12 protein-coding genes are annotated in these 19,853 nt (G+C 71.8%); 6 read left to right on the forward strand and 6 right to left on the reverse strand.

Annotation, left to right across the window (positions count from 1 at the left end; translation table 11 throughout):
- The first annotated feature begins 2 nt into the window (after window positions 1-2).
- Window positions 3-5,009 (forward strand): tetratricopeptide repeat protein, encoded by a 5,007-nt coding sequence (locus OHS17_RS08875; RefSeq protein WP_330311713.1) that lies wholly within the window; start codon window positions 3-5, stop codon window positions 5,007-5,009.
- The gene (locus OHS17_RS08880) at window positions 5,006-5,701 is read left to right on the forward strand and encodes a CHAT domain-containing protein (RefSeq protein ID WP_330311714.1); all 696 of its coding nucleotides are present in this window, start codon (window positions 5,006-5,008) and stop codon (window positions 5,699-5,701) included. Before OHS17_RS08875 ends, OHS17_RS08880 begins: the two co-directional genes overlap by 4 nt.
- Here the strand turns inward: OHS17_RS08880 and OHS17_RS08885 are convergent.
- Window positions 5,631-5,999, reverse strand: a complete 369-nt coding sequence (locus tag OHS17_RS08885) for a hypothetical protein (protein ID WP_330311715.1) — start codon at window positions 5,997-5,999, stop codon at window positions 5,631-5,633. The genes OHS17_RS08880 and OHS17_RS08885 overlap by 71 nt on opposite strands.
- A 150-nt stretch (window positions 6,000-6,149) precedes the next feature.
- Between OHS17_RS08885 and OHS17_RS08890 the strand changes: the two genes are divergently transcribed.
- The 3 genes from OHS17_RS08890 (at window position 6,150) to OHS17_RS08900 (ending at window position 12,369) form a co-directional block, all read left to right on the forward strand.
- Entirely contained in the window at window positions 6,150-6,977 is an 828-nt protein-coding gene (locus OHS17_RS08890; protein WP_330311716.1) for a helix-turn-helix domain-containing protein, read from the forward strand.
- A complete protein-coding gene (locus OHS17_RS08895; RefSeq protein WP_330311717.1) occupies window positions 6,974-7,168 on the forward strand; it encodes a DUF397 domain-containing protein in 195 nt (64 codons plus the stop codon). Before OHS17_RS08890 ends, OHS17_RS08895 begins: the two co-directional genes overlap by 4 nt.
- 167 nt (window positions 7,169-7,335) lie before the next feature.
- Entirely contained in the window at window positions 7,336-12,369 is a 5,034-nt protein-coding gene (locus OHS17_RS08900; protein WP_330311718.1) for a tetratricopeptide repeat protein, read from the forward strand.
- 74 nt (window positions 12,370-12,443) lie between these two features.
- Here the strand turns inward: OHS17_RS08900 and OHS17_RS08905 are convergent, their stop codons facing one another.
- The 5 genes from OHS17_RS08905 to OHS17_RS08925 all read right to left on the reverse strand — a co-directional run bounded on the left by OHS17_RS08905 (window position 12,444) and on the right by OHS17_RS08925 (window position 18,929).
- Window positions 12,444-15,593, reverse strand: coding sequence for an efflux RND transporter permease subunit (locus tag OHS17_RS08905; protein WP_330311719.1), 3,150 nt, complete (start codon window positions 15,591-15,593; stop codon window positions 12,444-12,446).
- Between the two features lie 174 nt (window positions 15,594-15,767).
- Window positions 15,768-16,463, reverse strand: coding sequence for a response regulator transcription factor (locus OHS17_RS08910; RefSeq protein ID WP_330311720.1), 696 nt, complete (start codon window positions 16,461-16,463; stop codon window positions 15,768-15,770).
- A complete protein-coding gene (locus OHS17_RS08915) occupies window positions 16,460-17,728 on the reverse strand; it encodes a sensor histidine kinase (RefSeq protein ID WP_330311721.1) in 1,269 nt (422 codons plus the stop codon). The genes OHS17_RS08910 and OHS17_RS08915 overlap by 4 nt, the downstream gene beginning before the upstream one ends.
- Window positions 17,729-17,864: 136 nt before the next feature.
- Complete coding sequence (pspAA, locus tag OHS17_RS08920) at window positions 17,865-18,143, reverse strand: PspA-associated protein PspAA (RefSeq protein WP_018103572.1); 279 nt, start codon at window positions 18,141-18,143, stop codon at window positions 17,865-17,867.
- 9 nt (window positions 18,144-18,152) lie between these two features.
- Entirely contained in the window at window positions 18,153-18,929 is a 777-nt protein-coding gene (locus tag OHS17_RS08925; protein WP_026171584.1) for a PspA/IM30 family protein, read from the reverse strand.
- Between the two features lie 273 nt (window positions 18,930-19,202).
- Here OHS17_RS08925 and OHS17_RS08930 point away from each other — a divergent pair, with 273 nt between their 5' ends.
- The gene (locus OHS17_RS08930; RefSeq protein WP_020207443.1) at window positions 19,203-19,802 is read left to right on the forward strand and encodes a DUF3043 domain-containing protein; all 600 of its coding nucleotides are present in this window, start codon (window positions 19,203-19,205) and stop codon (window positions 19,800-19,802) included.
- The last annotated feature ends 51 nt before the right edge of the window (window positions 19,803-19,853 follow it).

The raw sequence follows: 19,853 nt of genomic DNA on the forward strand, positions 1-19,853 counted from the left end.
CGATGACGGGTGCGGCGGGGACGGCGCTTTGTGTGGTGTGCGAGGAGTACGCGGACGGGGGGAGGTTTCCCCGGCTCGTGGGGGCCGGGGCCCAGATGGACGAGATCGTGGGGCTGCTGGAGGGGTTGGGGTACGAGGCGCGGAAGGTGGGGGGTGGGAATCCGTCGTCGGCCGCGTTTCGGGCGGAGAGCGAGGAGTGGTCCGAGGGGTGGGTGGCCACGGGTGACGCCAAACCGGCGCTGGTCATCTGGTCGGGGCACGGGGTGCGGGTCGACGGTCAGACGCGGCTGGTGCTCTCGGACCTGAAGCCGGCCGACGACCCCGGCCAGTGGAAGGCACGGGTGACGCGGCACGGCGTCACCGCCGACGACCTGGTCAGCGAGGCCGCCGGTTCCGGTGCCGAACACGTGCTGGTGATCATCGATACCTGTTACGCGGGGGGCGGCGCGGTTCCGGCCCTGGGGCTGGCTCTCGGGCGCTGGGAGGAGGAGTCCGCGCCGCCCGGGCACGCCAAGTGGCTGGGTTTTCTGGCGAGTTGCCAGAGTCACGAGACCTCGGACGGCAGCGGGCCGCTGCTGGCCGCCCTGACGAAGGTCCTGAAGGAAGGTCCGGCGGGCGACGAGTACCGGTCCGCGTGGAGCGCTCACAACGCGCTCGTCAGCGGGCCGGACCTGCTGGGCGCCATCGCCACGCGGTGGGAGGGCGAGGGCCAGACCCCGGTCCCCGCCACCCTCGGCGAGTGGCGCCCCGCCTTCCCCAACCCCCTCCACTCCCCCGAAGCACCGGCCCGGCTGGTGGAGCACCTGGTGCAGGCCGCACGCGGGGTCGGCCACCGGGAAGAGGGCTGGTTCTTCACCGGCCGTACGCGGGTGCTGGGCCGGATCGTGGAGTGGCTGGACGAGGACACGTCCGGCCTGTTCCTGGTGACCGGGCCCGCCGGTTGCGGGAAGTCCGCCGTGTTGGGCCGTATCGCCACGCTCGCGGACGCGGAGCAGCGGGAGCGGGCTGTCGCGAGCGGCGCACTGCGCGACGGTGACCCGGACCCGGGCGTCCGCGCGGAGCGGACCCTTGCGGCGGTGCACCTGCGTGATCTGACGCCGTTGCAGGCGGCGGAACGGCTGGCCCATGCCCTGAGGTTGCCCCGGCCGCGCAGTACGGACGATTTCCGGGCGGAGGTGCGGGAGTTGTCGCCGCAGCCGGTCCTGGTCATGGACGGCCTGGACGAGGTACCGGCCGAGCACACGCAGAGCATGATCGAGGAGCTGGTGTTCCCGCTGAGCCGGTCGGTGCCGGTGCTGCTGGGTTCGCGGGAGCGGGCGTTCCGCAACAAGCTGGAGGACAACGAGTCGCTGGTGCAGGCGCTGTCCCGGCACATCGGCGCGGGTGTCGAGGCCGTCGACCTCGAAGAGGAGCCGCATACGCGGGAAGACATCGGCGAGTACGTGCGGCGCCGGTGTGAGGCGGCGGGAGTCGCGGAGGGCCTGGCCCAAGAGGCCGGTACGGCGATCTCGGAGCGGGCCACGGATGTCGGCGGCGGCTTCCTCTTCGCCCGCCTGGTCACGAGCACGGTCCTGGCGCGGGTGGCCTCAGGGGAGGACGGGTCTCTGCTGGCGGAGCTGCCCGACTCCATCGACACCGCGTTCGAGAACGAGCTGCGCACGGTGCCCGCGCGGGTACGGGACGACGGCACTGTCCTCCCCTCGGCGGCCTGGGACCTGCTGACCGCGCTGGCCTGGACGGTGGGCCAGGGAATGCCTGCGGGCGGTGTGTGGGAGGCGGTGGCCGGGGCGCTCGGCGGGGGCGTCGAGTACGACGAGACCGACGTGGACTGGGCGCTGTCGGCCTTCGGGCGCTACATCGTGGAGGACGCGGAGGAGGGGCAGGCGGTGTATCGCCTGTATCACCGGGAGTTCGTTGCGCACCTGAGGCGGCGGGAGGGGCCGGGTGGGGTGGTTGCGGGTGAGGTGGTGCTGCGCACGCTGGTGGATCTCATAAGGCAGCAGGGGGAGGTCGGTGACTGGTCAGGGGTGGATCCATACGTGACAAGAGGGCTGGTGCGGCATGCAGTGGGGTGCGGTGGGGCGGGGGTTGAGGTGCTGCGGGGGTTGGCAACTTGGGATGAAGAATGTGGGCTGCCTCATCTGGCTGAAGGCCTGTACGGGTTGTCCATCGCTCTGGCAAAGGCAGGGCTCCGCCACGAGGCTTTGCCGTACTCGCGAGAGGCAGTTGGCTTCTACGAGGACCTCAGCGACAGCCATCCGAATATCTATCGTCCGGGCCTGGCTCGCTCCCTCAACAACCTCGCTACCCGTCTAGCCGAGACCGGAGACCGCCAAGGCGCACTCGCACCCGCACACGAAGCCACCAACCTCTACCGCACCCTCGCCGAACAACACCCAGCCGCACACACCCCCAACCTCGCCATGTCCCTCAACAACCTCGCTATCCGTCTAGCCGAAACCGGAGACCGCCAAGGCGCACTCGCACCCGCACACGAAGCCGTACGCATCCGACGCACCCTCGCCGAACAACACCCCGCCGCCTACACCCCGAACCTCGCCAGCGCCCTCAACACCCTCGCCACTCGCCTCGCCGCCATCGGAGACCGCCAAGGCGCACTCGCACCCGCGCACAAAGCCACCAACCTCTACCGCACCCTCGCCGAACAACACCCAGCCGCCTACACCCCGAACCTCGCCGGCGCCCTCAACAACCTCGCCAATCACCTCGCCGCCATCGGAGACCGCCAAGGCGCACTCGCACCCGCACACGAAGCCGTACGCATCCGACGCACCCTCGCCGAACAACACCCCGCCGCCTACACCCCCAACCTCGCCATGTCCCTCAACACCCTCGCTATCCGTCTAGCCGAAACCGGAGACCGCCAAGGCGCACTCGCACCCGCACACGAAGCCACCAACCTCTACCGCACCCTCGCCGAACAACACCCAGCCGCCTACACCCCGAACCTCGCCGGCGCCCTCAACACCCTCGCTATCCGTCTAGCCGAGACCGGAGACCGCCAAGGCGCACTCGCACCCGCACACGAAGCCACCAACCTCTACCGCACCCTCGCCGAACAACACCCAGCAACTTTCACCCCTGACCACGCCACCTCTCTCAACACCCTTGCCAACCGCCTCGCCGCCATCGGGGACCGCCAAGGCGCACTCGCATCCGTCCGCGAAGCCACCAACCTCTACCGCACCCTCGCCGAACAACACCCAGCCGCACACACCCCCAACCTCGCCATGTCCCTCAACAACCTCGCTATCCGTCTAGCCGAGACCGGAGACCGCCAAGGCGCACTCGCACCCGCACACGAAGCCGTACGCATCCGACGCACTCTCACCGAACAACACCCCGCAACCTTCACCCCCGAGCTCGCCACCTCCCTCAACAACCTCGCCAACCGCCTCGCCGCCATCGGAGACCGCCAAGGCGCACTCGCACCCGCACACGAAGCCGTACGCATCCGACGCACCCTCGCCGAACAACACCCCGCCGCCTACACCGCCGAACTCGCCGGCGCCCTCAACAACCTCGCCAACCGCCTCGCCGAGACCGGAGACCGCCAAGGCGCACTCGCACCCGCACACGAAGCCACCAACCTCTACCGCACCCTCGCCGAACAACACCCCGCCGCACACACCCCCAACCTCGCCATGTCCCTCAACACCCTCGCCAACCGCCTCGCCGCCACCGGAGACCGCCAAGGCGCACTCGCACCCACACACGAAGCCACCAACCTCTACCGCACCCTCGCCGAACAACACCCCGCCGCCTTCACCCCCGAGCTCGCCGGCTCTCTCAACAACCTCGCTATCCGTCTCGCCGCCACCGGAGACCGCCAAGGCGCACTCGCACCCGCACACGAAGCCACCAACCTCTACCGCACCCTCGCCGAACAGCACCCCGCCGCACACACCCCCAACCTCGCCACCTCCCTCAACAACCTCGCCAACCGCCTCGCTGACGCCGGAGACCCTTCAGCCGCAGCCCAGGCGTACGAGCAAGTCATCGTCGACCTCAGCGCCAAGCACCCCGCAGTCGGCCGAGCTCTCATGCTCGAACGGGACAGGTTCTTGATCCGTGAGCCGGGGTGTTCGACCACAGCCGGCCTTCAAAACCTCGTTCAACTGGCGAGCATCCCAACCACCGAAGCGCCGGACCAAGTGACGTTCCACGCTCGGAAGACCCTCCGCGCGTACGTACAAGAGAGCGCCGAACACCGCAAAGACCTTGCAGCTGTCTGGCACGACGAGACCCGCACACCCCTCCCCTCCTGGCTAGCGCTCGCCCCCCAGGCGCTGAGCACAGTCGGCGCCTGGATGACCACGCACTCCTGGTCCGACTCATACGCCCACTGGACCGACCACACCGAGCTCCTGAGCAGCCCCGAAGCCGCAGTGGCCCTAGCCGAGGTCGCGCTCCTCGACCCCGAGGCCGCAGCCCACCACCAAGCCCTCCGCGAGGAAATCCTCACCGACGGCGCACCCGCCGCCTACCGCCCCCTCATCCTCGGCGAGCAACTATCCGACTGGACGGCCCTCACCACCTGGGACGCCTCCGAGCAGTACCTCCGCGCCCACCCGGACCTCCTCGAACTCGACCCGCCCGACTCCCTCCCCGGCGCCCTCCTCCACGCAGCCCGCGCCCACGACATCCCCACGGCCTACGCCCTCGTACGCGACCGCACCGCCCTCCAGCAGTACATCGACAACGCCCTCACCAGCGGCGACGCCGAAGCCCTCCGTCACGCGGCCGCCATCGAGGACGAGGTGTACGACGACCAGCTCTCCGCCCGCACCCACCACCAGGCCGCGCTGCTCCTCGCGGACACCCTCAACGAGGCCGACCCCGACAGCCTCGCCCCCCTCGTCGCCGACGCCTCGCCCGACGTACGCAACCGGCTGATCTCCGAAACCGCCGCCCTCAGCGCGGCCCACGCACCCCAGCACGCCGCGCACTGGGTGCGGATCATCCAGACACTCGCCGCCACCGGGTGACCACCACCGTCTGCCTGATCCTCGCCGCCTCGCCCGAGGCCGGCCGGGCGCCCGCGCTGCACGAGGAGCACCGGGACGTGCAGCGCAGCGTCACGCACGCCAGGTTCGGGCACCTGTTGCGGCTCGATGTCCTTCCGGCCGCCCGGGCCGAGGACCTGGTGCAGTACCTGGCGGCCACCGTGCCGCACGTCCTGCACTTCGCGGGGCGCGGGACGCCCGACGGCGGGCCCCGCTTCGTCACCGACGACGGCGGCGAGGCGCCCGTCGCCCTGGACGGGTTACGCGACTGCGTCGCCGACGCCGCCCCGCTCGGGCTGCGACTCGTGGTGCTCAACGCCTGCTGGACGGAGCCGTTGGCCAAAGAGTTGGCCGACCGTGTCCCGGCCGCCATCGGGTGGGAGGGGCAGGTCCCCGACGCGCATGCGTGTGCGTACGCCCGGGTCTTCTATCGCAACCTCGCCGAAGGCGACTCCGTGCTGAGCGCCCACGCCACCGCCTGCAAGCTGCTCGCGCTCATCGGGTGCACCGGCCTCCCCGTGCTGCACAGCGCCCCGGGTCACCTCCCCGAGGCCCACTTCCTCATCGCGGCCTCCGACCGACCCGTCCCGCCGGGCAAGCCGCTCACGCCTCGCTGGTACCGGTCCCCGGGGCCGCCGCGCAAGCCGTGGTTTCCTCGGCCTCCGCAGGCGTGAGGAGGGCGGGAGCCAGGCGGTAGCCCCGGCTCTCCGCGATCCGCAAGGCGTCCTGCAACGACTCGGCCAGCCGGACCCCGGTGAACCTCAACTCGCGCGTGCCCACGCCCGTTTCGGCCAGCAGCGCCCGCGCCTCGCGCAACACGTACTGGGCCGAGTCGAGCAGGTCCGTCTCCACCTCGTCGGCCAGCCGTGACATCGGGCCGCCCGGGTCGTCGCTGCTCAGGTAGCACGGGGTCCCGCTCTCGCCGACCCAGGGGAGCAGCCGCATCGCGTTCCCTTGCGCGTCGAACATCATGTCGCCTCCGCCTCCGTTCGGGGAGCGCTCTGGTCCCCGGTCGCACCCGCTGGTTACGGTGTGTGCCGCAATCGTCGCGCTGTGGCGGGTTTCCCCAACAGGGCCGCTGCGTCCCGACGTTCCACACGGGACACACGGAAGGCCCGCTCCATGACGTTCAGGCCCCAGCCGCTTTCCCCCTTCGCCTCCACGCGCCACTACTTCGGCTCGGAGCTACGCCGCCACCGCGAGCTCGCGAAGCTCTCCCTCGTGCAGCTGGCGGACATCGTCAACTCCAGCAAGAGCACGCTCGCCCGGATCGAGACGGCCGAACTGATGCCCCCGCCGGACATGCCCAGCTGCCTGGACATCGCCTTCGGGACGGATGAGCTCTTCACGGGCCTCTACGAACTCGCCAAGCAGGACATCCATCCCGACAAGTACAAGCGGTACATGAACTTCGAGGCCCGGGCCGAGGTCATAGAGCAGTACGGCGCGCAGGCACTGCCCGGCTTGTTCCAGACCGAGCAGTACGCCCGGGAGTTGCTCCGTCGTCAGGAACACCTGACCGCCGAAATGGTCGATGAGCGCGTCACCGCCCGCATGTCCCGACAGGAGCGGCAGCACTCGGCGAATCCGCCGTTCCGGTGGGCGATCATCGACGAGGCCGTACTGCTGCGGCAGGTGGGCAGCCGGTCCTGCATGCACCAGCAACTGGCCTCGCTGTTGGAGCGGGTGGATACTCCGGACAGTAAGGTTCAGGTGATGCCGTTCAGTGCGGGGCCACACTCGCTACTGGGTGGCGCACTGACTCTGCTGACCCTGCCCGACGGCGCCTCGGTGGCGTACGAGGAGAGCATCCAGACCGGTCACCTCTACGAGGACCCGGAAGCGGTGAAGAATTGGCGGCGGCGGTACGACGTACTGCGCGCCAACTCGCACTCCCTGGCCGAGTCGGCGGAACTGATCCGTACCGCGATGGAGGGCTACCGACCATGACCCACTCCCCCGAGCTGAGTTCCGCCCGCTGGCGTCGCAGCAGCTACAGCAACACCGACGGGGGCGAATGCGTCGAGATCAGCGACGACTTCCCCGGCGTCATCCCCGTACGTGACAGCAAGAACCCGAGCGGTCCGTCGCTCGTCGTCAACGCCGCCGCCTGGGGCAACTTCGTCTCGTCCCTGAAGTAGCGCGCAGCGCAACGGCCCGTCCCACACGTGCGCGTGGGACGGGCCGTTTCCTTATCACCCGGGGACCGGAAAGAGTCGAGTTTGTCCGGACCGGCACCCCGGCGTCCGATCCGTGCATACGCTGCTGTCCATTTCAGCGGCGTATGTGCGGGAAGGCGGAGCGCCCGATGGCGGATGAGGCGGATGTGGTGGGCGGCGAGGCCGTGGGGACCGCGTTGTGCGTGGTGTGTGAGACGTACGCCGACGAGCGGACCTTTCCGCGGCTGACCGGTGCGACGGCCCAGATGGAGGGGATCGTCAACCGCCTTGAGGCGCTGGGGATCGCGACCCGTGTCGCGGGCGGCGGCAACCCCTCCTGGGCGGACTTCGACCGGGACCTCACCGCCTGGAGCGCGTCCGGCGCGGGGAAGCCCGCGATCATCGTGTGGTCCGGGCACGGCGTGCTGGTGGACGACGAACTCCGGCTGGCGCTGCGCGACTTGGACCTTGACGTCGAGCAAGTGGCCCGGGACGCACGCGCCCTGCGGCACGGGGTCTCGCCCGAGACGCTGGTCAACGAGGCGGTGGCGTCCGGCGCCGACCAGATCCTGGTGCTCATCGACGCCTGCCATGCCGGGGACGCCGTGGGCCGGGGCCTGGAGAAGGCGCTCCGGCGCTGGGAGACCACCTCCGCGCCGCCCGGCCGGGTGCAGTGGTTCGGGATCATGACGAGTTGTCGGCGCGGCGAGACCTCGGACGGGGCCGGGCCGCTGCTCGACGCGCTGGCCGAGGTGCTGAGGGAGGGCCCGGCCACCAGCGAGTACCGGTCGGCGTGGAGCGCCCACAACGCGTGGGTAAGCGGCCCGGACGTGCTCGCCGCGCTCGGTGAGCGGTGGCGCGGCGAGGGGCAGACGCCGGTCCCGGCCGCCCTCGGCACCGGGCGGGCGGTCTTCCCGAACCCACGCCATGTGCCCGGGGCGCCCGCGCGGCTGGTGGAGCACCTGGTGCTCGCGGCCCGGGGTGTCGGGTTCCGCGAGGAGGGCTCGTTCTTCACGGGCCGGAAGCGGGTCCTGGGCCGGATCACCGACTGGATCGAGGCGGACGAGGCGGGGCTCTTCCTGGTGACCGGCCCGGCGGGCTGCGGCAAGTCGGCGGTGCTGGGCCGGATCGCGACGCTCACCGACCCGGAGCGGCGCGCGGAGACGGAGGCGCAGGGCGGCCTGCGTGAGGGCGACCCCGGCCCCGGACCCGGGCACCCGCTCGCGGCGGTGCACCTGCGGGGGCTGAGCCCGCTTCAGGCCGCCGCCGAGCTGGCCCTGCGGCTCGGGCTGCCGGAGCCGCGCAACCCGGACGACTTCCGGGGCGAGCTGCGCGAGCTGGACCGGCGTCCGGTGCTGGTCCTGGACGGCCTGGACGAGGTGCCCGTCGAGCATCTGCAAGCCATGATCGAGGAGCTGGTCTTCCCGCTCAGCCGGGCGGTCCCGGTGCTGCTGGGCTCGCGGGAGCGGGCGTTCCGCGCCCGGCTGGCGGACGACGGGCACCCGGACGAGACCCTGCCGGACGCGCTGGCCCGGCTGATCGGGACGGCCGTCACCACCGCGGACCTGGAGGAGGAGCCGGACACCGAGGAGGACATCGCCGCGTATGTGTCCCGCCGGTGCGAGGCGGGCGGCTTCCCGGCGGACCGGGCGCGGGAGGCGGGCGAGGCGGTCGCCGCGCGCGCCACGGCGGTGGGGGGTGGGTTCCTGTTCGCCCGGCTGGTGACCGGCTCGCTGCTGGCGGAGGGGCGGGACGCCCGGGACGACGCCTGGCAGGCCGGTCTGCCGGAGTCCATCGGGGCCGCGTTCGAGGACGACCTGCGGGCGGGCCCGGTCCGGGTCCTGGCGGACGGCACCGAACTCCCGTCCGCCGCACGCGATCTGCTGACCGCGCTGGCCTGGACAGTGGGGCGCGGGATGCCCGCCGGGGGCGTCTGGGAGGAGGTCGCCGGGGCGCTGGGCGGCCGGGCGACGCCGTACGACGAGAGCGACGTGGACTGGGTGCTGTCCGCGTACGGGCGCTACATCGTGGAGGACGCGGAACACGGGCAGGCGGTGTACCGGCTGTACCACCGGGAGTTCGTCTCGCATCTCGCGTCCCGGCCGGTGGCGGGCGGGGCCGAGGCCGCGGAGGTGGTGCTCGCCGCGCTCGTCGCGCATGCCGAGCGGCGCGCGGCGGACGGCGGCTGGGCGGCGGTGCACCCGTACGTGGCGCGGAGGCTCGCGCGGCACGCGGGCCGGGCGGGCGCGCCGGGGATCGAGGCGCTGCGGAAGCTCGTCAAGCGGCTCGGGCCGGACGCGGTACCGGTCCTGGGCCATGCGCTGCACGGCTACTCGGAGCAGCTGGGGCTGAACGGGAACCCGGCCGAGGCGTTGCGGGCGGCGCAGGAGGCTGTGGACCTCTTCCGGACGTTGGAGGAGGCCGCCCCCGGGTCCCGTACGACGGAACTGGTGCGCACCCTGGTCAACGTCGCCAACCGGTGCGCCGACGTCGGGGACCGCGAGGGGTCTCTCCTCCCGGCGCGCGAGGCGGTCGCGCTCCTGCAGAGCCGCTCCGGGGCGGGGGACAACGCATCCCTCCTGGCCGACCTCGCGCTGGCCCTCGCCACGCTCGGCAGGCGGGTCCACGAGATCGGTGACCCCGAGGGTGCGCTCGTCTTCGCCAGGGACGCCGTCGTCGTCTTCCGGGAGCTGTCCGAGAAGGAGCCGGCTGTCTTCCGCCCCCAGCTCGCCTCCGCGCTGAACGGCCTGGCGGTGGTGCTGATGGCACTCGGGGAGCGCCGGGCCGCCGTCTCCCCCGCGCAGGAGGCGGTGGAGATCTTCACCGACCTCGCCGCCGCGCGCCCGGACGAGCATCTGGGCCCCCTCGCCTCCTCCCTGGCGAGCCTGGCCCACGCCCTCAAGGCCGTCGGACGTCACGCGGACGCGCTGCCGCAGGCGGAGAAGGCGGTCCAGGTCAACCGGAGGGTGACCGAGCGCCACCCGGCCGCCCTGCGGGCCTCCCTGGCGGGCTACCTGGCCAATCTGTCCGTGCACAGGGCCGACGTGGGCGACACCGCGAGGGCGCTGGCCCCCGCGAAGGAGGCCGTGGAGATCTGCCGGGAGCTCATCGAGGGTCACCCGGACGCATTCCGCAAGGAACTGGCCACGGCACTGCACAACCTCGCGGACCGGCTCTCCGCCGTCGGGGACCACGAGGGCGCGCTCGCGGCCGCCCGGGAGGCCGCGCGGGTGTTCGCCGGGCTCGCCAACGAGCACATGGAGGTCTTCCAACCGGACCTCGCCCGGGCCGTGACGTCCCTGGCCAACAAGACCGCCGCCGCCGGGGACCGCACGTCGGCGGCGCTGCTCGCGCGCCAGGCCCTGCAGCTCCAGCGCGATCTGGTCAAGCACCGGCCGGCGGCCTCCCTCCCTGGGCTGGCCGCGATGCTGAACAACCTCGCGATGCACCTGGCCGCCGACGGGCAACCGGCGGAGGCCCTGGCACACGTCGAGGAGGCGGCCACGCTCTACGGGCGTCTCGCCGGCGAGGACCCGGAGGCGTTCCTCCCCGAGTACGCGCTGGTCCTCAACAACGTCGCCAATCACCGTGCGGTCCTGGGCGATCTGTCGGGGGCGCTCGCGGCGGGCCGGGAGTCGGTCGCGATCCGCCGGGAACTCGCCGCGGTACAGCCCGCCGTCCACCGGCAGGAGCTGGCCGTCTCGCTCGCCAACCTCGCCGCCCATCTGAACCCGGCCGGCGAGCCGGAGGAGGGACTGTCCGTCGCGACAGAGGCCATCGCGCTCCTGCGTGGACTCGCCCCCGACGCACCCGTCCTGCGCTCCCCGCTCGCGAGGGCCCTCGGCGCCCTGGCCGCGAACCTCAACAGCACCGGCAGCCCGAAGGAGGCCCTGGCTGCGGCCGACGAAAGTGTCGTCCTATTGCGCCGGCTCGTGGACGAGCACAGCGGAGCGCACCGTGCCGACCTGGCGCTCGCCCTGCGGAACTGCGGCAAGCTCCGGGGGATGAACGGGGACCTCGAGGGAGCCGTGAGTACGGCCCGGGAAGCGCTGTCCGTCTGCCGCGCCCTGGCCCTGGAGAACCCGCGCGCCTTCGAGGACGATCTGGTGCAGGGGCTCGGGGAGCTGGCCCGCGCGCTCGCCCGTACCGGCGACCACGCCTCGGCGGTCGAGGCGCACGAGGAGTGCGCGGCGGAGTTCGCCGAAGCCCACCCGTCGACCGCCCGGCGCGTCGGCGTCGAGCGGAGCATCTTCCTGCTGGACTGCCCCGCCCCGCTGCCCTCGGAGGGCGTACGCGCCCTCGCGTCGTTCCTCGGCCGGGACGCCGGTCTCGAACCGGAGGACGGCCCGGACCTGGTGACCGTACGGGCACGACGGGCCCTGCGCGCCCACGGCGACCGGGAGGAGGTGCGCGAGGCGTGGGAGGCGGAGACCCACGGCCCCGCGCCCGACTGGCTCTCGCTCTCGGCCGCCACGCTGGAAGCCGTGGGCACCTGGATGTTCGCGCCCGACTGGACCGCGTCACGCGACCTGTGGTCCCAGTACACCGACGCGCTCGCCGGCGAGGAGGCCGCGACGGCGCTCGAAGAGCTGGCGCTCCTGGATCCGGCCACCGCGCAACAGCACGCCGCGCTCCGTGAGTTCGTGCTCGACCACGGGGTGACCTCCGCCTACGATCCGCTGATCCTCTCGGGGCAGCTGACCGAGTGGGTGGGCTGCGAGTCCTGGGCCGAGTCGCGGGCCTACCTCCAGGACCACCCCCGCCTCCTCCAGGTCCGGCCGTCCCCGGACACCCCGCTCTCGCACGTCGCCGTCCTGGACGTCTCCCGTGCGGAGGGGATCGACGCCGCCTACGCACTGGTGGAGGACCGGGACGCGCTCCAGGCGTACGTGGAACGGGCGTTGGAGGCCGGTGACGGCACCTCCCTGATGCACGCGGCCGCCATCGAGGGGCAGGTCTTCGACGACCGGCTGTCCTCCTTCGCCCACGCCCAGGTGAGCATGGTCCTCTCGGGAGCCGTCCAGGGCATCGAACCGGAGGAGCTGGCCGACCTGATCCCGCGCGCCCCGGAGGAGATCCGCGCCCGGCTGCTGCGGGAGATCGCGGGCCTCAGTGTCCGGTACGCCGAGCCGTACGGGGAGCTGTGGCTCCGCATGATCAAGGCGCTCAGCGGGGCGGCCTGACGGCCACCCGTACACACGAGGGGACCCGGTCCGCACGAGCGTGCGGACCGGACCCCTGTGGGTTACCGGGTGAATCAGGCCCGCGTCGGCTCCGGTTCGCCGGACTCCTGCGCCTCCGCGGGGGCCGGGACGCCGGCCTTCGCGGCCCGCTTGGCGGCCTTCTTGTTCCGGCGGCGTTCCTTGCGGAGCTCCACCATCGCGTACAGCGTCGGCACCAGGAGGAGCGTCAGCAGCGTCGAGGTGATCAGACCGCCGATGACGACGACGGCCAGCGGCTGCGAGATGAAGCCGCCCTCGCCGGTGACGCCGAGCGCCATCGGGAGCAGGGCGAAGATCGTCGCCAGGGCCGTCATCAGGATCGGGCGCAGACGGTGGCGACCGCCCTCCACGACCGCTTCGACCACGCCCAGGCCCTGGGCCCGGTACTGGTTGATGAGGTCGATCAGCACGATCGCGTTGGTCACCACGATGCCGATCAGCATCAGCATGCCGATCATCGCCGGGACGCCCATCGGGGTGCCGGTGGCGACGAGCAGGCCGATCGCGCCGGTGGCGGCGAAGGGGATGGAGACCAGCAGGATCAGCGGCTGGATCAGCGACCGGAAGGTGGCGACCAGCAGCATGAAGACGATCGCGATGGCCGCCAGCATGGCCAGGCCCAGGTTCTTGAAGGCGTCGTCCTGGTCCGAGGAGACACCGCCGATGGTGGCGGTGGCGCCCTCCGGGAGGTCCAGGGCCTTGATCTTCGTCTGGAGCGTGGAGCTGACCGCGCCGGTGTTGTCACCGGTGGGCCGGGCGGTGATCGTCGCGGCGCGCTGGCCGTCGATCCGGGTCATCGAGACCGGTCCGGGGACCAGCTTCACATCGGCGATGGTGCCGAGCTTCACCTTGCCGAGCGGAAGGTCCTTCAGCTCCTGCATGGTGGTGGCCGGGTGGGCCGACTTCACGACGACGTCGCGCTCGGCGTCGTCCATGAGCGCCTTGCCGGACGGGGTGCCCCGCACCGCTCCGGCGACGGCCGCGCCGAGCGTGGCCTGGGTGTAACCGGCGTCGGCGGCCTTCGCGTTGGCCTTCACCGAGATCCGCGGGACGCTCTGCGCCAGGTCGCTCTGGACGTCGGTGACGTCCTTGAGCTTGGCGACCTCGGCGCGGACCTGCTCGGACGCCTTCTTCAGGGTGTCCGCGTCGGCGGCCTTCACCACGACGCTCAGGTCCTGGCTGCCGAAGCCGTCGCCCGCGCTGATGGTGGTGTCGCCGATGCCGTCGAGCTTGGCGAGACCCTTCTCGATGCGGTCCTGGGTGGCCTCGAACTCGGCGGAGTCCTTCAGGGTGACCTGGTAGGACGCCTGGTTGGAGCCGGTGCCGCCGCCGAAGGCGGCCATGAAGCCGGACGAGCCGACGGTGACCTGGTAGTCCTTGACGCCGTCGTCGTCGGCGAGGAGCTTCTCGACCTTCTTCGCCGCCTCGTCGGAGGCCGCGAGGCTGGTGCCCGGGTCCATCTTCTGCTTGATGGACAGGACTTCCTGCTCGCCCTGGTCGAAGAAGTTGGTCTTCAGCAGGGGCGCCATGCCGAAGGTGCCGAAGAGGACGGCGACGGCGATGACGACACTGGTGATACGGCGCCGGGTGGCGAACCGCAGCACCGGGACGTAGATCCGCTGGAGGCGGCTGCGCGCCTCCTTCTCCTCGGCCTCGCGGCGCGCCTTGTCCGGGTCCTCGGCGGTGCCCTTGGGGGCGCGCAGGAACCAGTACGACAGGACGGGGACCACGGTCAGCGAGACCAGCAGCGAGGCCAGCAGGGCCGCGGTGACGGTCAGCGAGAACGAGCCGAACAGCTCGCCGACCATGCCGCCGACGAGACCGATCGGCAGGAAGACGGCGACGGTGGTGAGGGTGGACGAGGTGACCGCTCCGGCCACCTCCTTGACCGCGGTGATGATCGCGGACTGGCGCTCCTCGCCGTAGCCGAGGTGGCGCTTGATGTTCTCCAGGACGACGATCGAGTCGTCCACGACCCGGCCGATCGCGATGGTGAGCGCGCCCAGCGTCAGCATGTTGAGCGACAGGTCACGGGTCCAGAGCACGATCAGCGCGAGGACCACGGAGAGCGGGATGGAGACCGCGGTGACCAGGGTGGAGCGCAGCGAGGCCAGGAAGACCAGGATCACGATGACGGCGAAGAGCAGGCCGAGCGCGCCCTCGGTCGTCAGGCCGGAGATCGCCTTGGAGACGGCCGGGCCCTGGTCCGAGACGACGGTCAGCTCGGCGCCGGAGCCGAGGTCCTTGCGCAGGTCCGGGAGCTTGTCCTTGACGGCGTCCGAGATGGCGACGGCGCTGCCGTCCTTGTCCATCGTCGCCATGACGGCGAGGCTCGGGCGGCCGTTGGTGCGGGTGATGGAGTCCGCGGTGGCGGCCTCCTGCTTCACGGTCGCGATGTCACCGAGGCGGACCGGCTTGCCGGGCTTGCCCGAGGCCGGGTTCTGACCGGTGACCCGCAGGTCCTCGATCTGCTTCAGCGAGGTGAAGGCGCCGCCGACCTGGATCGTGCGGCTCTTGCCGGACTCCGAGAAGGCACCGGCCGGGACGGTCGCGCCGCCCGACTGGAGGGCCTGGGAGAGCGCGGCGGCGTTGAGTCCGGCGGCGGCGAGCTTCGTGTCGTCCGGGGTGACGGAGACCTGGAGGTCGCGCACACCGTCGACGGAGACCTGGCCGACGCCGTCGATGTCCTCCAGGGCGGGGACGACGGTGCGGTCCAGCTGGTCGGCCAGCGCCTGCTGGTCCTTGTCCGAGGTGACGGCGAGGACGACGGTCGGGATGTCGTCCGTCGAACCGGCGATGACCTGCGGGTCGACGTCCTCGGGCAGCTGGACGCGGGCGCGGTTCACGGCCTGCTGGATGTCGGCGACGAGCTGCTTGGTGCCCTCGTCCCCGAAGTCGAAGGACGCCATGATGACGGCGTTGCCCTCGCTGGCGGTCGACGTGACGCCGGTGACGCCGTCGACGGCCTTGATGGTGTTCTCGAGCGGTTCGACGACCTGCTTCTCGACCACATCGGGGGACGCACCCTGGTAGGGGGCGAGCACCGACACCATCGGCAGTTCGATGGTGGGCAGCAGCTGCTGCTTGAGCTGCGGGATCGCAATCGCTCCGAAGACGAGCGCGACGATCGAGATCAGACCGATCAGGGCCCTTTGCGCGAGGCTGAATCTGGACAGCCAGGACATGGGTGGGTCTCTTTCTGTGGCTTACGCGGCAGGTGGGCGGGATGCCGGGGCGTGCCCGGGGGACAGATCCAGCCCACCTATACGATCGCCGATGCCCGGGACGAAAGTCCTCGGCCCCAGGGTCGCTTTCTCACGCCCCGCATACCGCAGGTGGAGTACGCCCCGGCTGCACCCTCACTCCACCCGCGGGCGCACCAGGCCCGATTCGTACGCAATTACCACGAGTTGTGCGCGGTCCCGGGCGCCCAGCTTCGCCATCGCCCGGTTCACATGCGTCTTGACGGTCAGTGGGCTGACGACCAGGCGCTCCGCGATCTCGTCGTTGGACAGCCCGCCCGCGACCAGGACCAGCACCTCGCGCTCCCTCGTGGTGAGGGCCGCCAGCCGCTCCGAGTACGCGGCCGCCCCCGGCCCGTCATCCACCCCGCTGCCGCCCTGCGCGAGGAACGTGGCGATCAGGCCCTTGGTCGCGGCCGGCGAGAGCAGCGCCTCGCCCCCCGCGGCGATCCGGATCGCGTTGAGGAGTTCGTCCGGCTCGGCGCCCTTGCCGAGGAAGCCCGAGGCCCCCGCGCGCAGCGACTGCACCACGTACTCGTCCACCTCGAAGGTGGTGAGCATGACCACGCGGACGTCCGCGAGATCCGGGTCGGCGCTGATCATGCGGGTGGCGGTGAGTCCGTCCGTGCCGGGCATCCGGATGTCCATCAGCACCACGTCGGGCCGCTCGGCGCGGGCCACCTCCACGGCCTGCGCCCCGTCCGCCGCCTCGCCCACCACCCGCATGTCGGGCTCCGAGTCGACCAGCACCCGGAACGCGCTGCGCAGCAGCGCCTGGTCGTCGGCGAGCAGGACCTTGATGGCCGGTGTCATGCGTTCTCCCCCGTCCGGCCCGCCGCGCCCGGGCGACCGGGCTCCTGCGCGCGGGCCTCGACGGGCAGGATCGCATGGACGCGGAACCCGCCCCCGTAGCGGGGACCCGCGGTGAGGGTGCCGCCCAGGGCGGTGACGCGTTCGCGCATCCCGAGCAGGCCGTGGCCGCCGCCGGACGCGGAGTCGGCGCCGGTGGCGTTCCCGCGGCCGTTGTCCAGGACCATGACCTCGGCCGTGGCCCCGACCCGTACGACGCTCACCTCGGCCTTGGCGCCCGGGCCCGCGTGCTTGCGGACGTTGGTCAGGGCCTCCTGGATCACCCGGTACGCGGCCAGGTCGACGGCCGAGGGCAGCGGCGGCTCGCCCTCGGCGGCGCAGGCGACCTCGACGGGCAGCCCCGCCTGGCGCACGCTCGCGACCAGCTGGCCGAGGACCGCGAGGCCGGGGGCCGGTTCGGTGGGCGCCTCCGGGTCTCCGGACTGGCGGAGCAGGCCGACGGTGGCCCGGAGCTCGTTGAGCGCGGACCGGCTCGCCTCGCGGACGTGGGCGAGGGCCTGTTTCGCCTGGTCGGGGCGCTTGTCCATGACGTGCGCTGCGACCCCGGCCTGCACGTTGACCAGGGCGATGTGGTGGGCGACGACGTCGTGCAGGTCGCGGGCGATGCGCAGCCGTTCCTCGGCGACCCGGCGGCGGGCCTCCTCCTCGCGGGTCCGTTCGGCGCGTTCGGCGCGCTCCCGGATCGCACCGACGAACGCGCGCCGGGAGCGGACCGCGTCGCCCGCGGCCGCGGCCATCCCGGTCCAGGCGAAGACGCCCAGGTTCTCCTGGCTGTACCAGGGCGGTGAACCGAAGAGCATGGCGGCGGCGGTGAGCGCGGCCATGGTGAGCAGCCCGACCCGCCAGGTGGTGGGCCGGTCGGTGCGGGCGGCGACGGTGTAGAGCGCGATGACGGCGCTCATCACGACGGGGGCCGGCGGGTCCGCGGTGACCAGTTCCACGACGGTCAGCGCCCCGGTGGCGGCGAGCACGGCCATCGGTTCGCGGCGGCGCCGGATCAGGGCCAGCGAGCTGAGCAGCATCAGCAGCAGGCTGCTCGCGGCGGGGGTGCGGGCGCCGAAAGTGGGCCCGTCGTGCCCGCCGGGGTCCACGAACGAGGCGAAGACCATGGCCACGAGCACGCCCAGGGCGAGCGCGCCGTCCAGCGCGAGGGGGTGGGCACGCAGCCAGTGGCGGACGCGCAGCACCCCGGTTCCGAGGGTGGTCACGTCGGGCTACGTTACGGCGTGCCGCTCGCGGCCCGGTCCGGCCCCGACCGGCGGGACGCCCCCGGGACGCACCCGTGCCCCGCGTCCGTCGGGCGGGCGCGGGGCACGGGGTGCGGGTGCTGGAGAGCGGTCGGTGTCAGCCGGGGATCAGTCCGTCGTCGCTGAGCATGGCGCGTACCTCTTCGAGGGTCGCGTCCGGCGACGGCAGGATCAGCTCGGACGGCTCCAGGGAGTCGTCCGGCAAGGGTGAGCCGAGTTCGCGCACCCTTGCGAGGAGCGCGTGGAGCGTGGTGCGGAAGCCGGGTCCGTCACCGCGCTCCATCTCGGCCAGCAGGGCGTCGTCGAGCTTGTCGAGCTCGGCGAGATGGCTGTCGGCCAGGACGACCTGGCCTTCCCCCATGATCCGTACGATCATGACGCCGCCTCAGTTCTTGTCGAATTTGTGCGCCTGGCTGTTCTGCTGCTGGGCGTCCTGCGGGCCGCCCTCGATCGCCTGCTGCGAGGAGGAGCCGCCGGCCAGCTCGGCCTTCATGCGCTGGAGCTCCAGCTCCACATCCGTACCACCGGAGATCCGGTCCAGCTCGGCGGCGATGTCGTCCTTCGCCGTGCCGGTCGGGTCGTCCAGGGCGCCGGAGGCCAGCAGCTCGTCGATGGCACCGGCGCGGGCCTGGAGCTGCTGCGTCTTGTCCTCGGCCCGCTGGATCGCCAGGCCGACGTCGCCCATCTCCTCGGAGATGCCGGAGAAGGCCTCCCCGATCCGGGTCTGCGCCTGGGCCGCCGTGTAGGTGGCCTTGATGGTCTCCTTCTTCGTCCGGAAGGCGTCCACCTTGGCCTGAAGCCGCTGGGCCGCGAGAGTGAGCTTCTCCTCCTCGCCCTGCAGCGTGGTGTGCTGCGTCTCCAGGTCGGTGACCTGCTGCTGGAGGGCGGCGCGGCGCGACAGCGCCTCGCGGGCCAGGTCCTCGCGGCCGAGCGCGAGCGCCTTGCGGCCCTGGTCCTCCAGCTTCGAGGACTGGCCCTGCAGCTGGTTCAGCTGCAGCTCCAGCCGCTTGCGCGAGGTCGCCACGTCGGCGACTCCGCGGCGCACCTTCTGAAGCAGCTCCAGCTGCTTCTGGTACGAGTAATCAAGGGTCTCGCGCGGATCCTCGGCCCGGTCAAGGGCCTTGTTTGCCTTCGCGCGGAAGATCATCCCCATACGCTTCATGACACCGCTCATGGGCTTCGCGCGCCCCCTTCTGACTCAACTGGGCTCCAGCACTCCAACAGAACCCACAGTACGGGCCCTGTCTCTATTACCGCACTGTTCGAGCATGGATGGGCTCCTCCCCAAGGACGACTGTGTCCCGGCTGCGCTCCGGCCCAGGGAGTAGGTGAGGCCCGTAGCGGCGCTCTCACATGGGCAAGGACGCAGGCCGTTGCCGGATCGTTCCCGGGCGGCCTGCGGGGATCCGCGAGCGACCCCGTACCCTTGGGCCTTGTGTTCCGTAGCCGCTCCAAGGAAGAGAAGGCCCCCACCGACAAGGTGACGGCGGACCTCTCCAAGACGCCCCGCGACCCGCAGGCCCCCAAGGGTCGCCCCACCCCCAAGCGCAGCGAGGCCCAGACGCAGCGCCGTCGTGCCTCCAGTGGTGCGCCGCTCGACCGCAAGGAGGCCGCGAAGCGGCAGCGCGAGGCGCGCCGAGTGGACATGGCCAAGCAGCGGGAGGCGCTCGCCAGTGGTGACGAGCGCTATCTGCCCGCGCGCGACAAGGGGCCGGTGCGCCGCTTCGTCCGCGACTTCGTGGACTCCCGCTTCTGCATCGCGGAGTACTTCCTGCCGCTCGCCGTGGTCATCCTGATCCTCAGCGTGATCCAGGTGCAGGGCATCCAGAACATCTCGCTGCTGCTCTGGCTGATCGTGATCGTGCTGATCGTGATCGACTCGATCGGGCTCGCGTTCCGCCTGCGCAAGCAGCTGAACACGCGGTTCCCGGACACGCCGAAGCGCGGCGCGGTCGCCTACGGGCTGATGCGTACGCTCCAGATGCGCCGGCTCCGGCTGCCGAAGCCGCAGGTCAAGCGCGGAGAGCGGCCCTGAGCACCGAGCCGTCGGGCCCGGTCGGCGGTGTGTCCGCCGACCGGCCGGCCG

Origin of the sequence: Streptomyces sp. NBC_00523 (genome assembly GCF_036346615.1) — a bacterium.
Lineage (GTDB): Bacteria > Actinomycetota > Actinomycetes > Streptomycetales > Streptomycetaceae > Streptomyces.